The sequence below is a fragment of the Amycolatopsis sp. lyj-90 genome, assembly GCF_046549035.1.
Classification (GTDB): Bacteria; Actinomycetota; Actinomycetes; order Mycobacteriales; family Pseudonocardiaceae; genus Amycolatopsis.
This window is the reverse complement of the sequence record NZ_JAJPWP010000005.1, coordinates 137,914-153,302: the sequence shown is the minus strand read 5'-3', so window position 1 is coordinate 153,302 and position 15,389 is coordinate 137,914. Positions and strand designations below refer to the sequence as shown.

The window sequence follows — 15,389 nt, the reverse complement described above, 5'->3', positions numbered from 1 at the left end:
AGGAAATTCCCCCTTACCAGGCGAGTGAACGGTCGACGGTGTGCAGCACCCGGTCCAGGTCGGGGAGGTAGTGCTCCTCGAGCTTGGCAGGCGGGTACGGCGTGTCGAATCCGGTCACCCGAAGCACGGGGGCTTCCAGCGAGTAGAAGCATTCCTGCTGCACGCGCGCGGCGATCTCCGAGGTCAGCGACGACTCCGACGGCGCCTCGCTCAGCGCGATCAGCCGTCCGGTCTTGCGCACCGACTCGAAAACCGGCTCCAGGTCGAGCGGGGACAGCGTCCGCAGGTCGATGACCTCCAGCGACTTGCCCTCGTCCTCGGCGGCGGCCGCCGCGTCGAGCGCGACCTTCACCGACGGGCCGTACGCGACGACGGTGGCCGTCGTGCCTTCGCGGACGACGCGGGACTTGAACAGCTGGTCCGGCGTGCCGTCGACGTCGACTTCGGACTTCATCGCGCCGGAGTGGTACAGCTTCTTCGGCTCGAAGAACAGGATCGGGTCGTCGGCCTTGATAGCCTGCTGGATGCCCCAATAGGCGTCGACGGCGTTCGAAACCGACACGACCTTGAGACCGGGGATGTGTGCGAACAGCGATTCCGGCGATTCCGAGTGGTGCTCGACCGCGCCGATGCCACCGCCGAACGGCACCCGGATCACGATGGGCATCTTGATCTTGCCCTGCGTCCGGTAGTGCAGCTTCGCCACCTGGCTCACGATCTGGTCGAAGCCGGGGAAGATGAAGCCCTCGAACTGGATCTCGCACACCGGGCGGAAACCGCGGACGGCCAGGCCGACCGCGGTGCCGATAATGCCGGATTCGGCCAGTGGCGTGTCCAGGACGCGCTGCTCGCCGAAGTCCTTCTGCAGGCCGTCGGTGATGCGGAAGACGCCGCCGAGCTTGCCGACGTCCTCACCCATGATCAGGACCTTGGGGTCCTCTTCCATGGCACGCCGAAGGCCGAGGTTGATCGCCTTGCCGATGGTGAGTTTCTGGAGGTCTGCCATTTCAGTGCTCACCCGCCCCGACGAAACCGTCCAAGTAGGACAGGAACTCTTCGCGCTGCGCGTCCAGCATCGGCGTGGACTCCGCGTACACGTTGGAGAAGATTCGCTCGGGTGGCGGTTCGGGCATGTTGAAGCAGTACTCGCGCAGCTCGGCCGCGAAGGCGTCCGAATCGGCCTGTACCTGGTCGAAGAACGCCTGGTCGGCGCCGCCACCGCGGGCGAGGTACGCCCGGACGCGCTCGATCGGGTCCTTCAGCTTCCACTCCTCCAGCTCGTCGGAGAGCCGGTAGCGGGTGGGGTCGTCGGTGGTGGTGTGCGCGTCCATCCGGTAGGTGAACGCCTCGATCAGCACCGGGCCGTTGCCGTGACGGCACTCCTCCAGCGCCCAGCGGGAGACCGCGAGGCAGGCGAGGACGTCGTTGCCGTCGACACGGATGCCGGGGAAGCCGTAGCCGCGGGCGCGCTGGTAGAGCGGCAGGCGCGACTGGCGTTCGGTGGGCTCCGAGATCGCCCACTGGTTGTTCTGGCAGAAGAACACGAGCGGCGCGTCGTAGACGGCGGCCCAGACGAAGCCTTCGTGCACGTCGCCCTGCGAAGTCGCGCCGTCACCGAAGTAACAGATGGTCGCTTCGCTGTCGTCGTCGCCGACCTTGCCTTCGAACTTCTGGCCCATCGCGTACCCGGCAGCGTTGAGCACCTGGTTGCCGATCACGATGGTGTACGGGTGGAAGCCGTGCTCCTTGTAGTCCCAGCCGCTGTGGTCGGTGCAGCGGAAGATGCCGAGCACCTCTTTGAGGTCGACGCCGCGGGCGTACGCGACACCGTGTTCGCGGTAGCTGGGGAACGCCATGTCCCGCTTCCGCAGCGCGCGGCCGGAGCCGATCTGCGCGGCCTCCTGCCCGAGCAGCGGGACCCAGATGCCGAGCTGGCCCTGACGCTGCATCGCGTTGGCTTCGCGGTCCGCGCGGCGGACCAAAACCATGTCGCGGTACAGGCCCTTGAGGGCTTCGGCGTCGATGTCGTCGACATACCGGTCGAATTGCGGCGAGGAGACCCGTTCGCCTTCGGGGGTGAGCAGCTGAGTCAGCTCAGCGCCACCTTCGCTCGTTGCTCGCAAACCGGCGATCACCTGTTCGGGGGACGGTTGCGCCGCTACCGCGGCGGGGCCATCTCCAGGTTCCGGGTGCGTCCAGTGTTCGGACGGCATGCGCTGCTCTCCTTGATGTCGGCGCCTCTGGCGGCCACTTGTGGCGGCCACAGTGACTGCGCCGGCGGGGACCAGCGCGTCGGATCTGAAGCGCTGGGTCACCATCGGCGTTGACGGTTCGTGCGCACATCCTGGCATGCCGGACGCCGTTTTGGTCAGTGGCGGATGCTGATTTGTTGCTGAGAAAGGGTGCCTGAACAGGGAAAATGCTAGGACGCCCGAGTGTGGGGCCGCCGAAAGTAGGGGTTTCACTCGCGGGCCGACCAGCGGACGGTGAGCCCGGACGGGTGCCGTGTCCGGCTTGATCGATGACGATCCGTGCCCGCCGTTGTGACCCATCACACGTGCCGGAGCCCGTGGCAGGATGGCGGACGTGGAGCAGAAATCCGTACGCGAAACCGTGGTTTCCAACTGGACGCACGACGTCCTTCCCAGCCTGTCCGGCCTCGTGGCGATCCCCGCGTTGTCGCCGGCGTTCGACGCGGAGTGGGCGAAGAGCGGTCATCTGGCCGCCGCCGTCGAGCACGTCCGTTCCTGGATCGCCGCCCGGGAGATCCCCGGCGCGACGCTCGAGGTCGTGGAACTCGAAGGCCGCAGCCCGCTGCTGGTCGTCGACATCCCGGCGACGTCCGACGAGGCCGACAAGGGCACCGTGCTGATGTACGGGCACCTCGACAAGCAGCCCCCGGTCGGCGGCTGGTCCGAGGGGCTCGACCCGTGGACGCCGGTGATCCGCGACGGGCGGCTTTACGGCCGCGGCGCCGTCGACGACGGCTACTCCGGCTACGCGGCGACGACGGCGATCGAAGCCGTGCGCGCCGCCGGTGGCGAGCACTCCCGCGCGGTCGTGCTGCTCGAGACCGGTGAGGAGTCCGGCAGCCCGGACCTGCCCGCCTACGTCGAGCATCTGAAGGAGAAGCTCGGCGCGGTCTCGCTGGTCGTCTGCCTCGACGCGGGCGGCACCGACTACAAGCGACTGTGGCTGACCACCAGCCTGCGCGGCATGCTGCACGTCAACGTCACCGTGAAGGTGCTCGAATCGGCGCAGCACTCCGGTATGGCCAGCGGCATCGTGGCGAGCTCGTTCCGCGTGTTGCGCGCGCTGATCGACCGGATCGAGAACGTCGAGACCGGCGAGATCAAGCTCGCCGAACTGAGCGTCGACATCCCGGAGAACCGCGTCGACGAGGCACGCGGCGTCGTCGAGATCGCGCCCGGCGCGGCGAAGACGCTCTTCCCGGTGGTCGGCCGCCCGGTGTCCGACGACGACCTCGAACTGCTGCTCAACAACTCGTGGCGGCCGACGCTGTCGGTGATCGGCGCGGAGGGCTTCCCGCTCCCGGCCGACGCGGGCAACGTGCTGCGTGACAGCACCACCCTCACGCTGAGCTTCCGGCTGCCGCCGACCGCCGACGCCAGGACCGCGATGGAAGCCGTCCGCCGCGTGCTCACCACCGACGTGCCCTACGACGCTTCGGTCGAGCTGAGCGATTTCCAGGCCGAGAACGGCTGGAACGCGCCGGCCACCGCGCCGTGGCTCGACGACGTCCTGCACCACGTGAGCGGCGAGGTCTTCGGGGCGCCGCACAAGAGCTACGGCATGGGCGGGTCGATCCCGTTCATGGGGCTGCTCGGCGAGAAGTACCCGGAGGCGCAGTTCGTGGTCACCGGCGCCTGCGGGCCGGACTCGAACATCCACGTGCCGGACGAGTGGCTGAACATCGACTTCGCGCAGCGGGTCACCGAGGCGGTCGCGCACATCCTGGACGCGCACGCACGGAGCTGATTTCCTCGCTCAGGCTGCAATGAAAGGCCCGTTACTTGCAAAATTTGCAAGTAACGGGCCTTTCATTGCACTCTCTGGAGGATCATGTTCGAGGGATTCAAGCTCGAAAACGTCGACGTCGGCGAGGTGACCCTCAGGGTCCGCCACGGCGGCTCAGGTCCGCCCCTCGTTCTCCTGCACGGACACCCCCGCACCCACACCACCTGGTACGACGTCGCGCCCCGGCTCACGGACGCGTTCACCGTCGTCTGCCCGGATCTCCCCGGCTACGGCCAGTCCTCGAAACCCGAGACCACCGAGGACCACTCCGCCCACTCGAAGCGCGCCATGGCCCGGCACATCGTCGCGCTCATGCGGCACCTCGGCCACGAGCGGTTCGCCGTCGCGGGGCACGATCGAGGCAGTTACGTCGCGCACCGGCTGGCGATGGATCATCCCGAGGCCGTCACCAGGCTGGTCATCCTCGACGGCGTCCCGATCGGCGAGGCGCTCGCTCGCGCCGACGCGAACTTCGCCCGGAAATGGTGGCACTGGTTTTTCTTCGGCCAGCTCGCGAAACCGGCTGAGCGTGTGATCAACGCGGATCCGGACGCCTGGTACGGCGGTGATCCCGAAGCGATGGGCGCCGAGAACCACGCCGATTTCCTGCGCGCGATCCACGATCCCGAGACCGTCCACGCGATGCTCGAGGACTACCGCGCGGGCCTCGGGCCCGATCGCGAAGCCGACGACGCGGACAAGGCGGCGGGGCGGAAACTGGCCTGTCCCCTGCTCATGCTGTGGTCCAGCCGCGACGACATGGCCGACCTTTACGGCGACCCGATCGCGGTGTGGCGCGAATGGGCCGAGGACGTCCGCGGTTTCGCGATCGAGTCCGGTCACCACCTGGCCGAGGACAACCCTGCCGATCTCGCGGCGGCGCTGCGGGAATTCCTGGGCTAGGCGAACTTGTTCAGCGCCGCGGTGAGTTCCGTCAGCTGCGGCGTGAACCGCTGGTACGAGAACGGCGTCTCGTTGTTCCACGGGATCAGCTTCCCGGCCTTCACCGCGGGCAGCTGGGCCCAGGTCGGCACGCCGCCGAGCCCGTCCGGGCCGAGCGAGAGCGAACCGCCGCGGCTGTCGTACATGATCACGTCGGCGGGGTACCTGCCGATGTTCTCCCAGCTGATCTGCTGGTAGTAGCCGCCCTGGCTCTCGTCCGGCGCTTCCGGCGTGACGAAGTCCAGCCCCTTGCTCTGGTAGTGCTTCGAGGTCGCGAACTTCGGCGCGTTCGAGACGTAGACGGCGTCCTTCTGCGCGGACACCAGCAGGATCTTCAGTCCGGCGGCCTTCTTGGCCGCCTCGCCGAGTGCGGCGTCGGCCTTCTCGTACTCGGCCTTCGCGGCCTGGATCGCCGGGGTCTCGGTGTCGGCACCGAGTGCCTTCGCCAGCGAGATGAACTTCGCGATCCCCTCGGGCATCGAGATGTCCTGCAGCCGGACGCCGACACTCGGCGCGGCCTTGTCGATCTTCTCCGTCTGCGTGTCCGGGACGTACCACATCTGGTCTTTGAGGTACATCACGCTGATCAGCAGCTGCGGGTTCAGCGAGACGAACTTGTCGAAGTTGAACTCGTTCCACACGTTCCCGAGCGACGTGACGGTGTTCAGGTCGACGCCGCCCGCCTGCGGGTCCGGTTTGCCGTCGGCGAACTTCGACGGCCCGAAGATCCCGACCGACTTCACGCCGAGGTCCCACAGCGCCGCCGCGGCGGTCACCTGCGCGACGATCCGGGTCGGCCGCTCGCCTTCGAGTTTGCGGCCGCGGTCGTCGGTGAAGGACCACGTCGTGCCCGCTCCCTGCGACGGCGCCTCTTCCTGATAGCCGCAGGCGGTCAGGAGGCCGGTGGCGCCGAGCGCCGCGGTGCCGGCGAGAAAGCCGCGTCGGGAGAGGTGCATTCGAGATCTTCTTTCGCCATGGAGCCGGATTTCGTGGTTAGGCTAGCCTTCGCTTACTGTGAACGCCATGGTCCAGGTCACGGAGCGCGTCAGATCACCCCGGACCAGCGTCTCCGTGCGAACGCTGGTCCTGATGGGGTCGCTGATCGCCCTCGCCGCGGTCGTCCTGCTCTCGATCGGCTTCGGTTCGAACCGGCTTTCCCTCGGAGAAGTCCTCCACGCTCTGTTCGCCTACGACGGCAGCTACAACGACGTCGTCGTCCGCGACGATCGCCTGCCCCGCACGGTGCTCGGCCTGCTGGTCGGGATGGCGCTCGGCCTCGCGGGTTCGCTGATGCAGGCGATCACCCGCAACCCGGTCGCGGAGCCCGGTCTGCTCGGCATCAACCACGGCGCCGCCGTCGCGATCGTGCTCGGCTCAGCGGTCTTCTCGGTGACTTCGCCCGGCGAATACGTCTGGTTCGCCTTCGCCGGAGCACTCGTGGGAACCGCGCTGGTCTCGATCATCGGCGGGACGCGCGGCGCGACGAGCCCGCTGCGGCTGGTGCTGGCCGGTGTCGCGATCCAGGCGGTGTTCGTCGGGATCAACCAGGGCATGCAGATGATCAACACGCACAACCTGCAGGCCATGCGGTTCTGGCTGGTCGGTTCGCTGGTCAACCGCAACCTCGATCAGCTGTCCGTGCTGCTGCCGTTCTTCGTCGCGGGCGTGGTGATCGCGATCGTGCTGGCCCGCGCGCTGAACGCGCTGGCGCTGGGCGAAGACACCGCGCGCGGGCTCGGCGCGAATCCGGCGCTGGTCCGGGTCGCCGGAATGGTCGCCGTCGGATTGCTGTCGGCGGCGGCGACCGCGGCCTGCGGGCCGATCGCCTTCGTCGGCCTGATGATCCCGCACGTCGTCCGGTCGCTGATCGGCCAGGACGAGCGCTGGGTGATGCTGCTTTCGGCCCTGCTCGGACCGGTCTTGCTGCTCGGCTGCGACGTCCTCGGCCGCCTGCTCGGCTCGCCGGGTGAGATCCAGGTCGGGGTGATGACCGACGTCGTCGGCGGGATCGCCTTCGTGATCGTGGCCCGGCGGCTCAAGGCGGTGCGCCGATGACCGCGCTCGCCCACCGTGAATCCGGTTTGGACAGACGATCGACGGTCGTCGTCGCCGCGCTGGCCCTGGTGACCTTGACCCTCGTCGTGCTTTCGGTCGGTACCGGGGACTACGAGATGAGCCCCGGCGAAGTGCTCGCGACCCTCGCCGGTTCGGGCACGAAGGCGCAGTACCTCGTCGTCATGGGACGGCTTCCGCGAGTGCTGGTCGCGATCCTCGTCGGCGCCGCGCTGGCGCTGGCGGGAACGATCTTCCAGACGATCACCCGGAATCCGCTCGGCAGCCCCGACATCATCGGGTTCACCACCGGCTCGGCGACCGGCGGCATCGTGACGCTGCTGTTCTTCGGTGCCGGTCCCGGCGTCGTCTCGCTCGGCGCGCTCGCGGGTGGGCTGCTGACCGCGCTGCTCGTGATGGCGCTGTGCGCGCCGCACGGCCTGCTGAGTTCGCGGCTGGTACTGCTCGGGATCGCGGTCAGCGCGGTGCTGGTCGGCGTGAACTCGTACCTGCTGGTGAAGGCGAACCTCGAAGCCGCCGCGCAGGCCGTCGGCTGGCTCGTCGGTGACCTCTCCGGCCGCGACTGGAGCTACTTCGTACCGCTGGCGATCGCGATGGCCGTGTTCGTCCCGGTCGTGTTCGCGAACGGCCGCGCGCTGCGCATGCTGGAGATGGGGGACGACACCGCCACCGGGATCGGCGTCGACGTCCCCCGGGTGCGGCTGACCCTGGTGGTGGTCGCCGTCGCGCTGGTCGCGGCCGCCACCGCCGCGACCGGTCCGCTCCCGTTCATCGCCCTCGCCGCACCGCAACTGGCCCGCCGGATGACGCGCCTGCCGGGGCCCAACCTGATGGCGTCGGCCTTCGTCGGCGCGACCCTGGTCGTCGCGGCGGACTACCTCGGCCAACGTCTGCTGGAGTCGGCGTTGCTGCCCGCGGGCGTGGTCGCGGCGGCCCTCGGCGGCGGCTACCTGCTCTGGCTGTTGCTGCGCCGCCGGGCTTGACGGCTCACGTCAGCCGGGTCAGCTGCACCGAGACGTCCAAAGTGGACTGACCGCCGCCGGTGAAGATGCCCTTGAGCGGCGCGACGTCGGCGTAGTCCCGCCCGTACGCGACCCAGACGTGCCGGGTCCCGACCGGGATCGCGTTCGTCGGGTCGTAGGCCCACCAGCCGCCGGTCCAGACGTCGACCCAGGCGTGGCTTTCGCCCTCGACGGTCTCGCCGAGCTTCGCCTCCGGTTTCGTGTGGAGGTACCCGGAGACGTATCGCGCGGGGACGCCGATCGCGCGCAGCATCACCAGCGTCACGTGCGCGAAGTCCTGGCAAACCCCTTCCCGCGCACGCCAGGCGTCGGTCGCCGTGCTGTGCACGCCGGTCGTCCCCGGCTGGTACTTGAGCTGCTTGTTGACCCATTCGCAGATCGCGAGCACGGACTCCGCCGGGTCGAGCCCCTTCCGCAGTTCGCGCGCGACCTTCGTCAGGTCCGGATCGCGTGGCGTGTACGCCGTCGGGGTCAGGTACTCGGTGCGGTGGTCGACCACGGTGTCGCTGCGCAGGTCCTTCCACGACGCCGAACGGATCGGCTCGCCTTCGTCGGCGGTCTCGACGACCGACGTCGCGAGCACGGTGAACTCGGTGTGCGGCGCGTGAAGGTCGAACGAGGTCACGACGGTGCCCCAGTAATCCGTGTACCGGTAAGCACGGGTCGCGGGCGTCGTCTCGACACGGTTCACGACGGTGGTCTGCCGCCGGTCGGATCGCGGGGTCAGCCGTGCCTCGTTGTACGACTGCGTGGCCGGCGTCGCGTACCGGTATCCCGTCCGGTGGGCCACCCGAAGCTGCCAGGTCACAGCGAAACCTCCGCACCGCTCCAGGCCACCCATGGCGACGAATGGAAGTACTGCACCGAAACCGCGTCGCCGATGTCCTTGATCGAAGTCTGCAGCGCGCCGAGCCGTTTCGGCAGGTCGTCCAGCAGATCGGACTGGCGCAGGAACTCGAGTTCGCTGCGCGCGCGGCCGAGCTGGCGCAGCGCCTCGGACTTCTCGTTGGCACGGGAATTGACGCCGGGGTCCAGCCGCTCCAGGCATTCCTCGGCCTGGCGCAGCGCGTGGAACACCGACCGCGGGAACAGCGTGTCCCGCATCAGGAACTGCACGACACGGGCGGCGTCGAGCGCGCCGCGGTAGGTCCGCAGGTAGGTGTCCTGCGCGCCCGCCGAGCGGAGCACGGTGATCCAGCCGGGTGAGGACGCGCTGTCCTGGACCCGCGAAAGCAGCAGCCGCACCACCATGTCCGCGCGTTCGATCGACCGGCCGAGCACCATGAACAGCCAGCCGTCGTCGCGGCTCATCGTCGAATCCGCGAGCCCGGCGAACATCGCCGCGCGTTCCTCCACGAAGGAAAGGAAAGCGTGCGGCCCGGCGCGGCGCGCGTACCGCTGTCTGTCCGGCACCGCGTTCCACGTCGCGTTCAGACATTCCCACAGCTCGGTCGAGACGACCTCTCGGGCACCGCGCGTGTTCTCTCGGGCAGAGTTGATCGAGCCGACGATCGACGCCGGATTGTCCTTGGCGTAGGCGACCAGTTCGGTCAGCTTCCACACGTCGAGCGAGTCCATGCCCTCCGGCGAGATGCCCAGGACGGCGAGCAGCTGGCGGCTCGCGTGGTCGGGGTCGACGCTCGCGTCTTCGAGCAGCTGGTGCACGGAGACGTTGAGGATCCGGGAGGTGTCGTCGGCGCGTTCGACATACCGGCCGATCCAGTACAGCGATTCCGCGTTGCGGGCTAGCACATCAACCTCCCTTTATGCCTGTTGCTGCTGCTGTTGCTGAGTCGTGGTCAGCTCCGGTCCCTGTTCGGCGACCAGACCATCCACTTGGGACAGTGCGCCGAGCGCGGGCTGATCGAGCTCCCGCTCCGCGGTGGAGGAGCGCGGGGCCAGTACCCAGGTGTCCTTGGAACCGCCACCCTGTGACGAGTTGACCACCAGGCTGCCTTCGGGGAGCGCGACCCTGGTCAGCCCGCCGGGCAGGACGAAGATGTCCTTGCCGTCGTTGACCGCGAACGGCCGGAGGTCGACGTGCCGCGGTGCCAGTCGGTCGTCCACTTTGGACGGAACGGTGGACAGCTGGACGACCGGCTGGGCGATCCAGCCGCGTTTGTGCGCCCGGACCTTCCGCTTCAGTGCGGCCAGCTCGGCAGGCGTCGCCTCGGGACCGAACACGATGCCGTACCCGCCGGAGCCTTCGACCGGTTTGACCACCAGTTCTTCCATATGCTGCATGACGTAGTCGAACTCGTCCGGCAGCCAGCACCGGAAGGTGTCCACATTGGGCAGCAGCGGCTTCTCGTTGAGGTAGTACTTCACCATCTCGGGCACGTAGGTGTAGACGAGTTTGTCGTCCCCGACGCCGTTGCCGACCGCGTTCGCGACCACCACGTTGCCCGCGCGGGCCGCGTTGAGGATCCCGGCGACGCCGAGCACCGAATCCGGCCGGTAGTGCACCGGGTCGAGGAATTCGTCGTCGATCCGCCGGTAGATGACGTCGACCTGCTGTTCGCCCTCGGTGGTGCGCAGGTAGACGACGTTGTCGCGGCAGAACATGTCGCGGCCTTCGACCAGCTCGACCCCCATCAGCCGGGCCAGCAGCGAATGCTCGAAGTAGGCGGAGTTGTGCACACCGGGCGTGAGCACGACGACCATCGGATCGGCGACGTTCGCCGCGGCCGCCGCCCGCAGCGCGCGGAGCAGATGCGAGGCGTAGTCGCCGACGGGGCGGACCCGGTGCTGCGCGAACAGATCCGGGAACACGCGCGCCATCGTGCGGCGGTTCTCCATCACGTACGACACCCCGGAGGGGTTGCGGAGGTTGTCCTCCAGCACCCGGAACGTGCCCTCCTCGTCGCGCACCAGGTCCACACCGGACACGTGGATGCGGACGCCGTTGGGCGGGTTGATCCCGAACGCCTCACGCTGGAAATGCTCACACGAGGTGATCAGCCGTCGCGGCAGCACGCCTTCGCGCAGGATCTGCCGGTCGCCGTAGATGTCGGCGAGGAAGGCTTCGAGCGCGCGGACCCGTTGCGCCACACCGCGTTCGAGTTTGCTCCATTCGGCGGATGTGATCACCCGCGGCACCAGGTCGAGCGGGAACGGCCGTTCCTGGCCGGACAGCGAGAACGTGATGCCCTGATCCACCATGGCCCGGTCGATCGCCGCTGAGCGGGACGAGAGATCCGTGGAGGTCAGCGCGGAAATCGATTCGTACAGCGCCCGGTACGGCTGGCGGACCGTGCCGTCGGCGGTGAACATCTCGTCGTACGCGCCCGCGTGCGGTCGTATCGGCGAGAGATAGCCGTCGAACTGCGCTCCGGGTTTCGCCGCCCGCCGTGCCGACGTCGTCGTCCGCGGGCGGCGGCCCGCGGGTGGGAGGCGCGGCGCCGGGTTGTTGTTCATGGGGGCCATCGTGACCCATGAACCCCGTCCGACGCGAGCCACCGGGGTTGGCTTGTTGCAATGATCAACCTGATGCTAGCCTCCCCGGGCGTATTCAAACCTGACTGGGGAAGGTTGGATTCTGTTTGGCGTTTCGCCATGTGATGACTCGCGCATTATCTGCTGGATAAGCAGGATCTGAATTTTCGATGCAATTTTCAAGGGGAATTGTGAAGAATTTTGTGAAGGCGTTCGTCGTGGCCGGTGCCGCAGTGGCGGCGTTGGCTGTTCCGGGTGTCGCGGCGGCTGCTCAGGACGGTGCCGCGGCTCCGTCGACCAGTGTCGGCGTAGCGGATGTCAAGAGCCGTTGGTGCGGCCACAACTACAATAGCTGTGTCCGTGAGCGGAGCGACTTCGCCCGCTATTACAACGTCGGGCCGCTCCAGTACTTTCCTGTCGACCCCAATTGTGCGGGTATCTGCTACAACGGCTACAAGTTCGATTATTGGAACAAGTAGTAAGGCGGCGGTGGGGCGCTTCGGCGCCCCACCGTGTTTCACCTGCCGGGCCGGTTGAGCCCCCTGTCGTGACCCATCGGGACCGAGGTCGGCTCGATCCCGTCCTCGGGACGAGTGACGGCCGAAACGGCGCTGTAACGTCGTAGTGCTGTGATTGCCGCCGGATGAGTGGCAATATGCGTGCTCTCGACACATGGGAACTACAAGGAGTGACGACGTGGCCCGATTCAAAGCGCTCGCCCTGATCCCGGCGCTCGCCCTAACCGCGGGCGCGCTGTCCGCGTGCGGCGAGGAAGGCGGAACCGCGGCCGGCGGCGTCCAGCTCGTCGCTTCCGGCAAGATCACCACCTGCACCCACCTGCCCTACCAGCCGTTCCAGGTCAAGCAGGGCGACAAGATCGTGGGCTTCGACGTCGACCTGGTCGACCTGGTCGGCAAGAAGCTCGGTGTCGAGCAGAGCATCGTCGACATCGCGTTCGAGAACATCGAGTCCGGCGAAGCGATGAACAGCGGACAGTGCGACGTCGCCGCCGCGGGCATGACGATCACCGACAAGCGCAAGGAGAAGTTCGACTTCTCCGACGCGTACTTCGAGGCGACCCAGGCGCTGCTGGTCAAGACCGGTTCGCCGATCAAGGACCTGTCCAACGTCGCGGGCAAGAAGATCGGCGTCCAGTCGGCCACCACCGGCGCCGACTACGCCAAGACCGAGGCCAAGGGCGCCGAGATCGTCACCTTCGACGACCTCGCGCTGCTGGAGCAGGCCGTGAAGAACGGCACCGTCGACGCGGGCGTCAACGACAACGGCGTGCTCTACGACTTCGCGAAGACGAACCCGGACACGACGGTCGTCACGGAGTTCAAGACGAACGAGTTCTACGGCATCGGCGTGAAGAAGGGCAGCACCGCCCTGCTCGGCCAGATCAACGAGGTCCTCAAGGCGTCCGCGGCGGACGGCTCGTACGCGCAGATCTACCAGAAGTGGTTCGGCAAGGCGCCGACCTGGCAGCCGGGCGGCCCGACCGCCAGCTGATAATCCGTCCCGGTGGCCGGTGCCCAGTGCACCGGCCACAGGTTTGTCGCCACCTGTTTTGAGGAGTGAAATGGCTTTGAGCCGCCGCCAGCGACGTTCGGCGTTCCGGACCGGGCAATACGTCCTGCTGCTGGTGATCGTCATCGTGCTCGCGCTGCTGGCCGACTGGAGCAAGATCGGCAAGGCGTTCTTCGATCTCGACGTCGCCGCCAAGCAGTTCCCCGACGTGATCACGGTCGCGCTGAAGAACACCATCATCTTCACCGCGCTCGGATTCGCGCTCGGTCTGGGGCTGGGCCTCCTGCTCGCCCTGATGAGACTTTCCTCGGTCGGCCCGTACCGCTGGTTCGCGCGCGGGTACATCGAGTTCTTCCGCGGCCTGCCCGCGCTGCTGATCTTCCTCGCCGTCGGCATCGGTGTGCCCACGGCGTTCAACACCCAGCTGCCGCGCAACGTCGCGATCATGCTGGCGCTGGGCATCGTGTCCTCGGCCTACATGGCAGAGACCATCCGCGCCGGGATCCAGGCGGTTCCGCGCGGACAGGTCGAAGCGGCGCGTTCGCTCGGCATGTCGCCCGCGCGCACGATGATCACCGTCGTGATCCCGCAGGCGTTCCGGATCATCCTGCCGCCGCTGGCCAACGAGCTGATCATGCTGACGAAGGACTCTTCGCTGGCGTTCCTGCTCGGCACCACGCCGGCGCAGCAGGAACTCGCGCAGTTCAGCCGTCAAGCACTGCTGGAGGCCAAAGGCCTGACGCCGATCGTCGTCGCCGGTCTGTGTTATCTGGTCATCACCATCCCGCTGTCGATCCTGCAGCAGCGGCTAGAGAAGAAATACGGAGCCGGAGTGCCCGGCGGAGGAACGGTATGAGCACCCAGACGATCGTCGAAGTTTCGGGACTGCACAAGGCGTTCGGCGAACTCGAGGTACTCAAGGGCATCGACCTGCGGGTCGAGCGGGGCCAGGTCGTCTGCATCATCGGCCCGTCCGGTTCGGGCAAGTCGACGTTGTTGCGCTGCGTCAACCTCCTGGAGGAACCGCAGCAGGGCAAGATCGTGGTCAACGGCAGCGAGATCACCGATCCGGACGTCGACATCGACGGCGCCCGTACGAAGATCGGCATGGTCTTCCAGTCGTTCAACCTGTTCTCGCACCTGAGCGTGCTCGAAAACCTCACTGTCGCGCAGCGCAAGGTTTTGAAGCGTGGCAAGGAAGAGTCGGAGCGCATCGCGCGGGACAACCTCGCGAAGGTCGGACTGGCGGAGAAGGAGTCTTCGCTGCCGACGCAGCTTTCCGGCGGGCAGCAGCAGCGCGTCGCGATCGCCAGGGCGCTGTCGATGGACCCCGACGTCATGCTGTTCGACGAACCGACGTCGGCGCTGGACCCCGAACTGGTCGGTGACGTCCTCGCGGTCATGCGGCAGCTCGCGCAGGAGGGCATGACGATGCTCGTCGTCACACACGAGATGCAGTTCGCCCGCGAGGTGGCCGACATCGTGCTGTTCATGGACGGCGGCGTCGTCGTCGAACAGGGCGCACCGGACCAGGTCATCGGCGACCCGCAGGAGGAACGCACGAAGACGTTCCTCTCGCGGGTCCTCAACCCGAACCACCAGGACTAGCGCCCTCGGAGCTGCGACTCCAGCTGGACGACCTTGGCGGCGATTTCGTGCGGCCCGGCACCCATGAGGCTCACCCAGCCCTTGGTGTCCGGGCCGAACACGACACGGCCCTGCTCGGTGTCCATCCACCCCGGTGGTTTCTCGACGCGTTTCCGGTTGCCGCCACCGTCACGGATGGCGACGTACAGCCTTCCGAAGAAGGTGTGCGGCGACCGGATCCACTGGAGAATCTTCTTGGCGTCGCGAATGCTCGGACCGCCGCCGGTCAGCATTTCGCCCTTCATCAGGACTTGCAGATCGGCTTCCGAACAGTTCAAGGACGGCGTGCGTGCCGCGGGAGCCTCGGGAAGCAGGCCGGTGAAGTCCTGCGCGAGCGTGTCCGGCCGGGTCGGCTTCAGGTAGACGACCTTGTCGACCAGGACGACGGTGAGTGCCTCCCGGCCACTGCCCGCGGCGCGAACGGTCCGTTCACGCCCCTCGGACTTCACCCACGAGTAGTACTCGACCGCCGGCCGCTGCAGAAAACGCAGCGTGTCCAAGAACTCGTCGTCGATCCGGCCGCGCGTGAGCAGTCCTTGTCTGTCCAATTCGGACTGTGCGGTGGCGGCCAGCGCTCGGCGTTCCTCGGGCAGGTACCACTGCGCACCGCGGACGAGCGTCGGGTGGATGTCGCCGAGATTGTTCTGGTCCAGCAGGGTCTCGTAGGTCTGGAGCGTCAGCTCGACGGGTTTCCGGAGCACG

15 protein-coding genes are annotated in these 15,389 nt (G+C 67.5%); 8 read left to right on the top strand and 7 right to left on the bottom strand.

Features of this window, described 5'->3' with window-relative positions; translation table 11 throughout:
* Nucleotides 1-13: 13 nt before the first annotated feature.
* Together ACLJPX_RS20025 and pdhA are read right to left on the bottom strand one after the other, a co-directional pair.
* On the bottom strand, nucleotides 14-1,006 hold the full coding sequence (locus ACLJPX_RS20025) for an alpha-ketoacid dehydrogenase subunit beta (RefSeq protein WP_410601445.1): 993 nt from the start codon (nucleotides 1,004-1,006) through the stop codon (nucleotides 14-16).
* Nucleotide 1,007: 1 nt separating this feature from the next.
* On the bottom strand, nucleotides 1,008-2,213 hold the full coding sequence (pdhA, locus tag ACLJPX_RS20020) for a pyruvate dehydrogenase (acetyl-transferring) E1 component subunit alpha (protein ID WP_410601444.1): 1,206 nt from the start codon (nucleotides 2,211-2,213) through the stop codon (nucleotides 1,008-1,010).
* A 373-nt stretch (nucleotides 2,214-2,586) separates the two neighbouring features.
* Between pdhA and ACLJPX_RS20015 the strand changes: the two genes are divergently transcribed.
* Entirely contained in the window at nucleotides 2,587-3,999 is a 1,413-nt protein-coding gene (locus ACLJPX_RS20015) for a M20/M25/M40 family metallo-hydrolase (RefSeq protein ID WP_410601443.1), read from the top strand.
* An 84-nt stretch (nucleotides 4,000-4,083) separates the two neighbouring features.
* The gene (locus tag ACLJPX_RS20010; protein ID WP_410601442.1) at nucleotides 4,084-4,941 is read left to right on the top strand and encodes an alpha/beta fold hydrolase; all 858 of its coding nucleotides are present in this window, start codon (nucleotides 4,084-4,086) and stop codon (nucleotides 4,939-4,941) included.
* Here ACLJPX_RS20010 and ACLJPX_RS20005 read toward each other — a convergent pair.
* Complete coding sequence (locus tag ACLJPX_RS20005; RefSeq protein ID WP_410601441.1) at nucleotides 4,938-5,936, bottom strand: ABC transporter substrate-binding protein; 999 nt, start codon at nucleotides 5,934-5,936, stop codon at nucleotides 4,938-4,940. The genes ACLJPX_RS20010 and ACLJPX_RS20005 overlap by 4 nt on opposite strands.
* A 67-nt stretch (nucleotides 5,937-6,003) precedes the next feature.
* Between ACLJPX_RS20005 and ACLJPX_RS20000 the strand changes: the two genes are divergently transcribed.
* A complete protein-coding gene (locus ACLJPX_RS20000; protein ID WP_410601440.1) occupies nucleotides 6,004-7,035 on the top strand; it encodes a FecCD family ABC transporter permease in 1,032 nt (343 codons plus the stop codon).
* Entirely contained in the window at nucleotides 7,032-8,036 is a 1,005-nt protein-coding gene (locus ACLJPX_RS19995) for a FecCD family ABC transporter permease (protein WP_410601439.1), read from the top strand. The genes ACLJPX_RS20000 and ACLJPX_RS19995 overlap by 4 nt, the downstream gene beginning before the upstream one ends.
* Nucleotides 8,037-8,040: 4 nt before the next feature.
* Here ACLJPX_RS19995 and ACLJPX_RS19990 read toward each other — a convergent pair whose 3' ends face one another.
* The 3 genes from ACLJPX_RS19990 to ACLJPX_RS19980 are packed head-to-tail and all read right to left on the bottom strand — an operon-like array spanning nucleotide 8,041 to nucleotide 11,501.
* The gene (locus ACLJPX_RS19990) at nucleotides 8,041-8,883 is read right to left on the bottom strand and encodes a transglutaminase domain-containing protein (protein ID WP_101611443.1); all 843 of its coding nucleotides are present in this window, start codon (nucleotides 8,881-8,883) and stop codon (nucleotides 8,041-8,043) included.
* Nucleotides 8,880-9,827, bottom strand: a complete 948-nt coding sequence (locus tag ACLJPX_RS19985) for an alpha-E domain-containing protein (protein ID WP_101611442.1) — start codon at nucleotides 9,825-9,827, stop codon at nucleotides 8,880-8,882. Before ACLJPX_RS19985 ends, ACLJPX_RS19990 begins: the two co-directional genes overlap by 4 nt.
* A 12-nt stretch (nucleotides 9,828-9,839) precedes the next feature.
* Nucleotides 9,840-11,501: a circularly permuted type 2 ATP-grasp protein gene (locus ACLJPX_RS19980; protein WP_410601437.1), complete on the bottom strand. Its 1,662-nt coding sequence runs from the start codon at nucleotides 11,499-11,501 to the stop codon at nucleotides 9,840-9,842.
* 179 nt (nucleotides 11,502-11,680) lie between these two features.
* Between ACLJPX_RS19980 and ACLJPX_RS19975 the strand changes: the two genes are divergently transcribed.
* The 4 genes from ACLJPX_RS19975 to ACLJPX_RS19960 all read left to right on the top strand — a co-directional run bounded on the left by ACLJPX_RS19975 (nucleotide 11,681) and on the right by ACLJPX_RS19960 (nucleotide 14,648).
* Nucleotides 11,681-11,989, top strand: coding sequence for a hypothetical protein (locus ACLJPX_RS19975; protein WP_410601436.1), 309 nt, complete (start codon nucleotides 11,681-11,683; stop codon nucleotides 11,987-11,989).
* 217 nt (nucleotides 11,990-12,206) lie between these two features.
* On the top strand, nucleotides 12,207-13,022 hold the full coding sequence (locus tag ACLJPX_RS19970; protein WP_101611441.1) for a transporter substrate-binding domain-containing protein: 816 nt from the start codon (nucleotides 12,207-12,209) through the stop codon (nucleotides 13,020-13,022).
* Between the two features lie 70 nt (nucleotides 13,023-13,092).
* Nucleotides 13,093-13,896: an amino acid ABC transporter permease gene (locus tag ACLJPX_RS19965; RefSeq protein WP_101611440.1), complete on the top strand. Its 804-nt coding sequence runs from the start codon at nucleotides 13,093-13,095 to the stop codon at nucleotides 13,894-13,896.
* Nucleotides 13,893-14,648, top strand: a complete 756-nt coding sequence (locus ACLJPX_RS19960) for an amino acid ABC transporter ATP-binding protein (protein WP_101611439.1) — start codon at nucleotides 13,893-13,895, stop codon at nucleotides 14,646-14,648. The genes ACLJPX_RS19965 and ACLJPX_RS19960 overlap by 4 nt, the downstream gene beginning before the upstream one ends.
* Here the strand turns inward: ACLJPX_RS19960 and ACLJPX_RS19955 are convergent.
* Nucleotides 14,645-15,388, bottom strand: coding sequence for an ESX secretion-associated protein EspG (locus tag ACLJPX_RS19955; protein WP_410601435.1), 744 nt, complete (start codon nucleotides 15,386-15,388; stop codon nucleotides 14,645-14,647). The two genes, ACLJPX_RS19960 and ACLJPX_RS19955, sit on opposite strands and share 4 nt — an antisense overlap.
* Nucleotide 15,389: the final 1 nt, after the last annotated feature.

What these genes read in the sequence shown, in the direction of transcription:
- ACLJPX_RS20025 (WP_410601445.1), bottom strand. Translation starts at nt 1,006, where the DNA reads ATGGCAGACCTCCAGAAACTCACCATCGGCAAGGCGATCAACCTCGGC.
- pdhA (WP_410601444.1), bottom strand. Translation starts at nt 2,213, where the DNA reads ATGCCGTCCGAACACTGGACGCACCCGGAACCTGGAGATGGCCCCGCC.
- ACLJPX_RS20010 (WP_410601442.1), top strand. Translation starts at nt 4,084, where the DNA reads ATGTTCGAGGGATTCAAGCTCGAAAACGTCGACGTCGGCGAGGTGACC.
- ACLJPX_RS20005 (WP_410601441.1), bottom strand. Translation starts at nt 5,936, where the DNA reads ATGCACCTCTCCCGACGCGGCTTTCTCGCCGGCACCGCGGCGCTCGGC.
- ACLJPX_RS20000 (WP_410601440.1), top strand. Translation starts at nt 6,004, where the DNA reads ATGGTCCAGGTCACGGAGCGCGTCAGATCACCCCGGACCAGCGTCTCC.
- ACLJPX_RS19995 (WP_410601439.1), top strand. Translation starts at nt 7,032, where the DNA reads ATGACCGCGCTCGCCCACCGTGAATCCGGTTTGGACAGACGATCGACG.
- ACLJPX_RS19980 (WP_410601437.1), bottom strand. Translation starts at nt 11,501, where the DNA reads ATGGCCCCCATGAACAACAACCCGGCGCCGCGCCTCCCACCCGCGGGC.
- ACLJPX_RS19975 (WP_410601436.1), top strand. Translation starts at nt 11,681, where the DNA reads ATGCAATTTTCAAGGGGAATTGTGAAGAATTTTGTGAAGGCGTTCGTC.
- ACLJPX_RS19965 (WP_101611440.1), top strand. Translation starts at nt 13,093, where the DNA reads ATGGCTTTGAGCCGCCGCCAGCGACGTTCGGCGTTCCGGACCGGGCAA.
- ACLJPX_RS19960 (WP_101611439.1), top strand. Translation starts at nt 13,893, where the DNA reads ATGAGCACCCAGACGATCGTCGAAGTTTCGGGACTGCACAAGGCGTTC.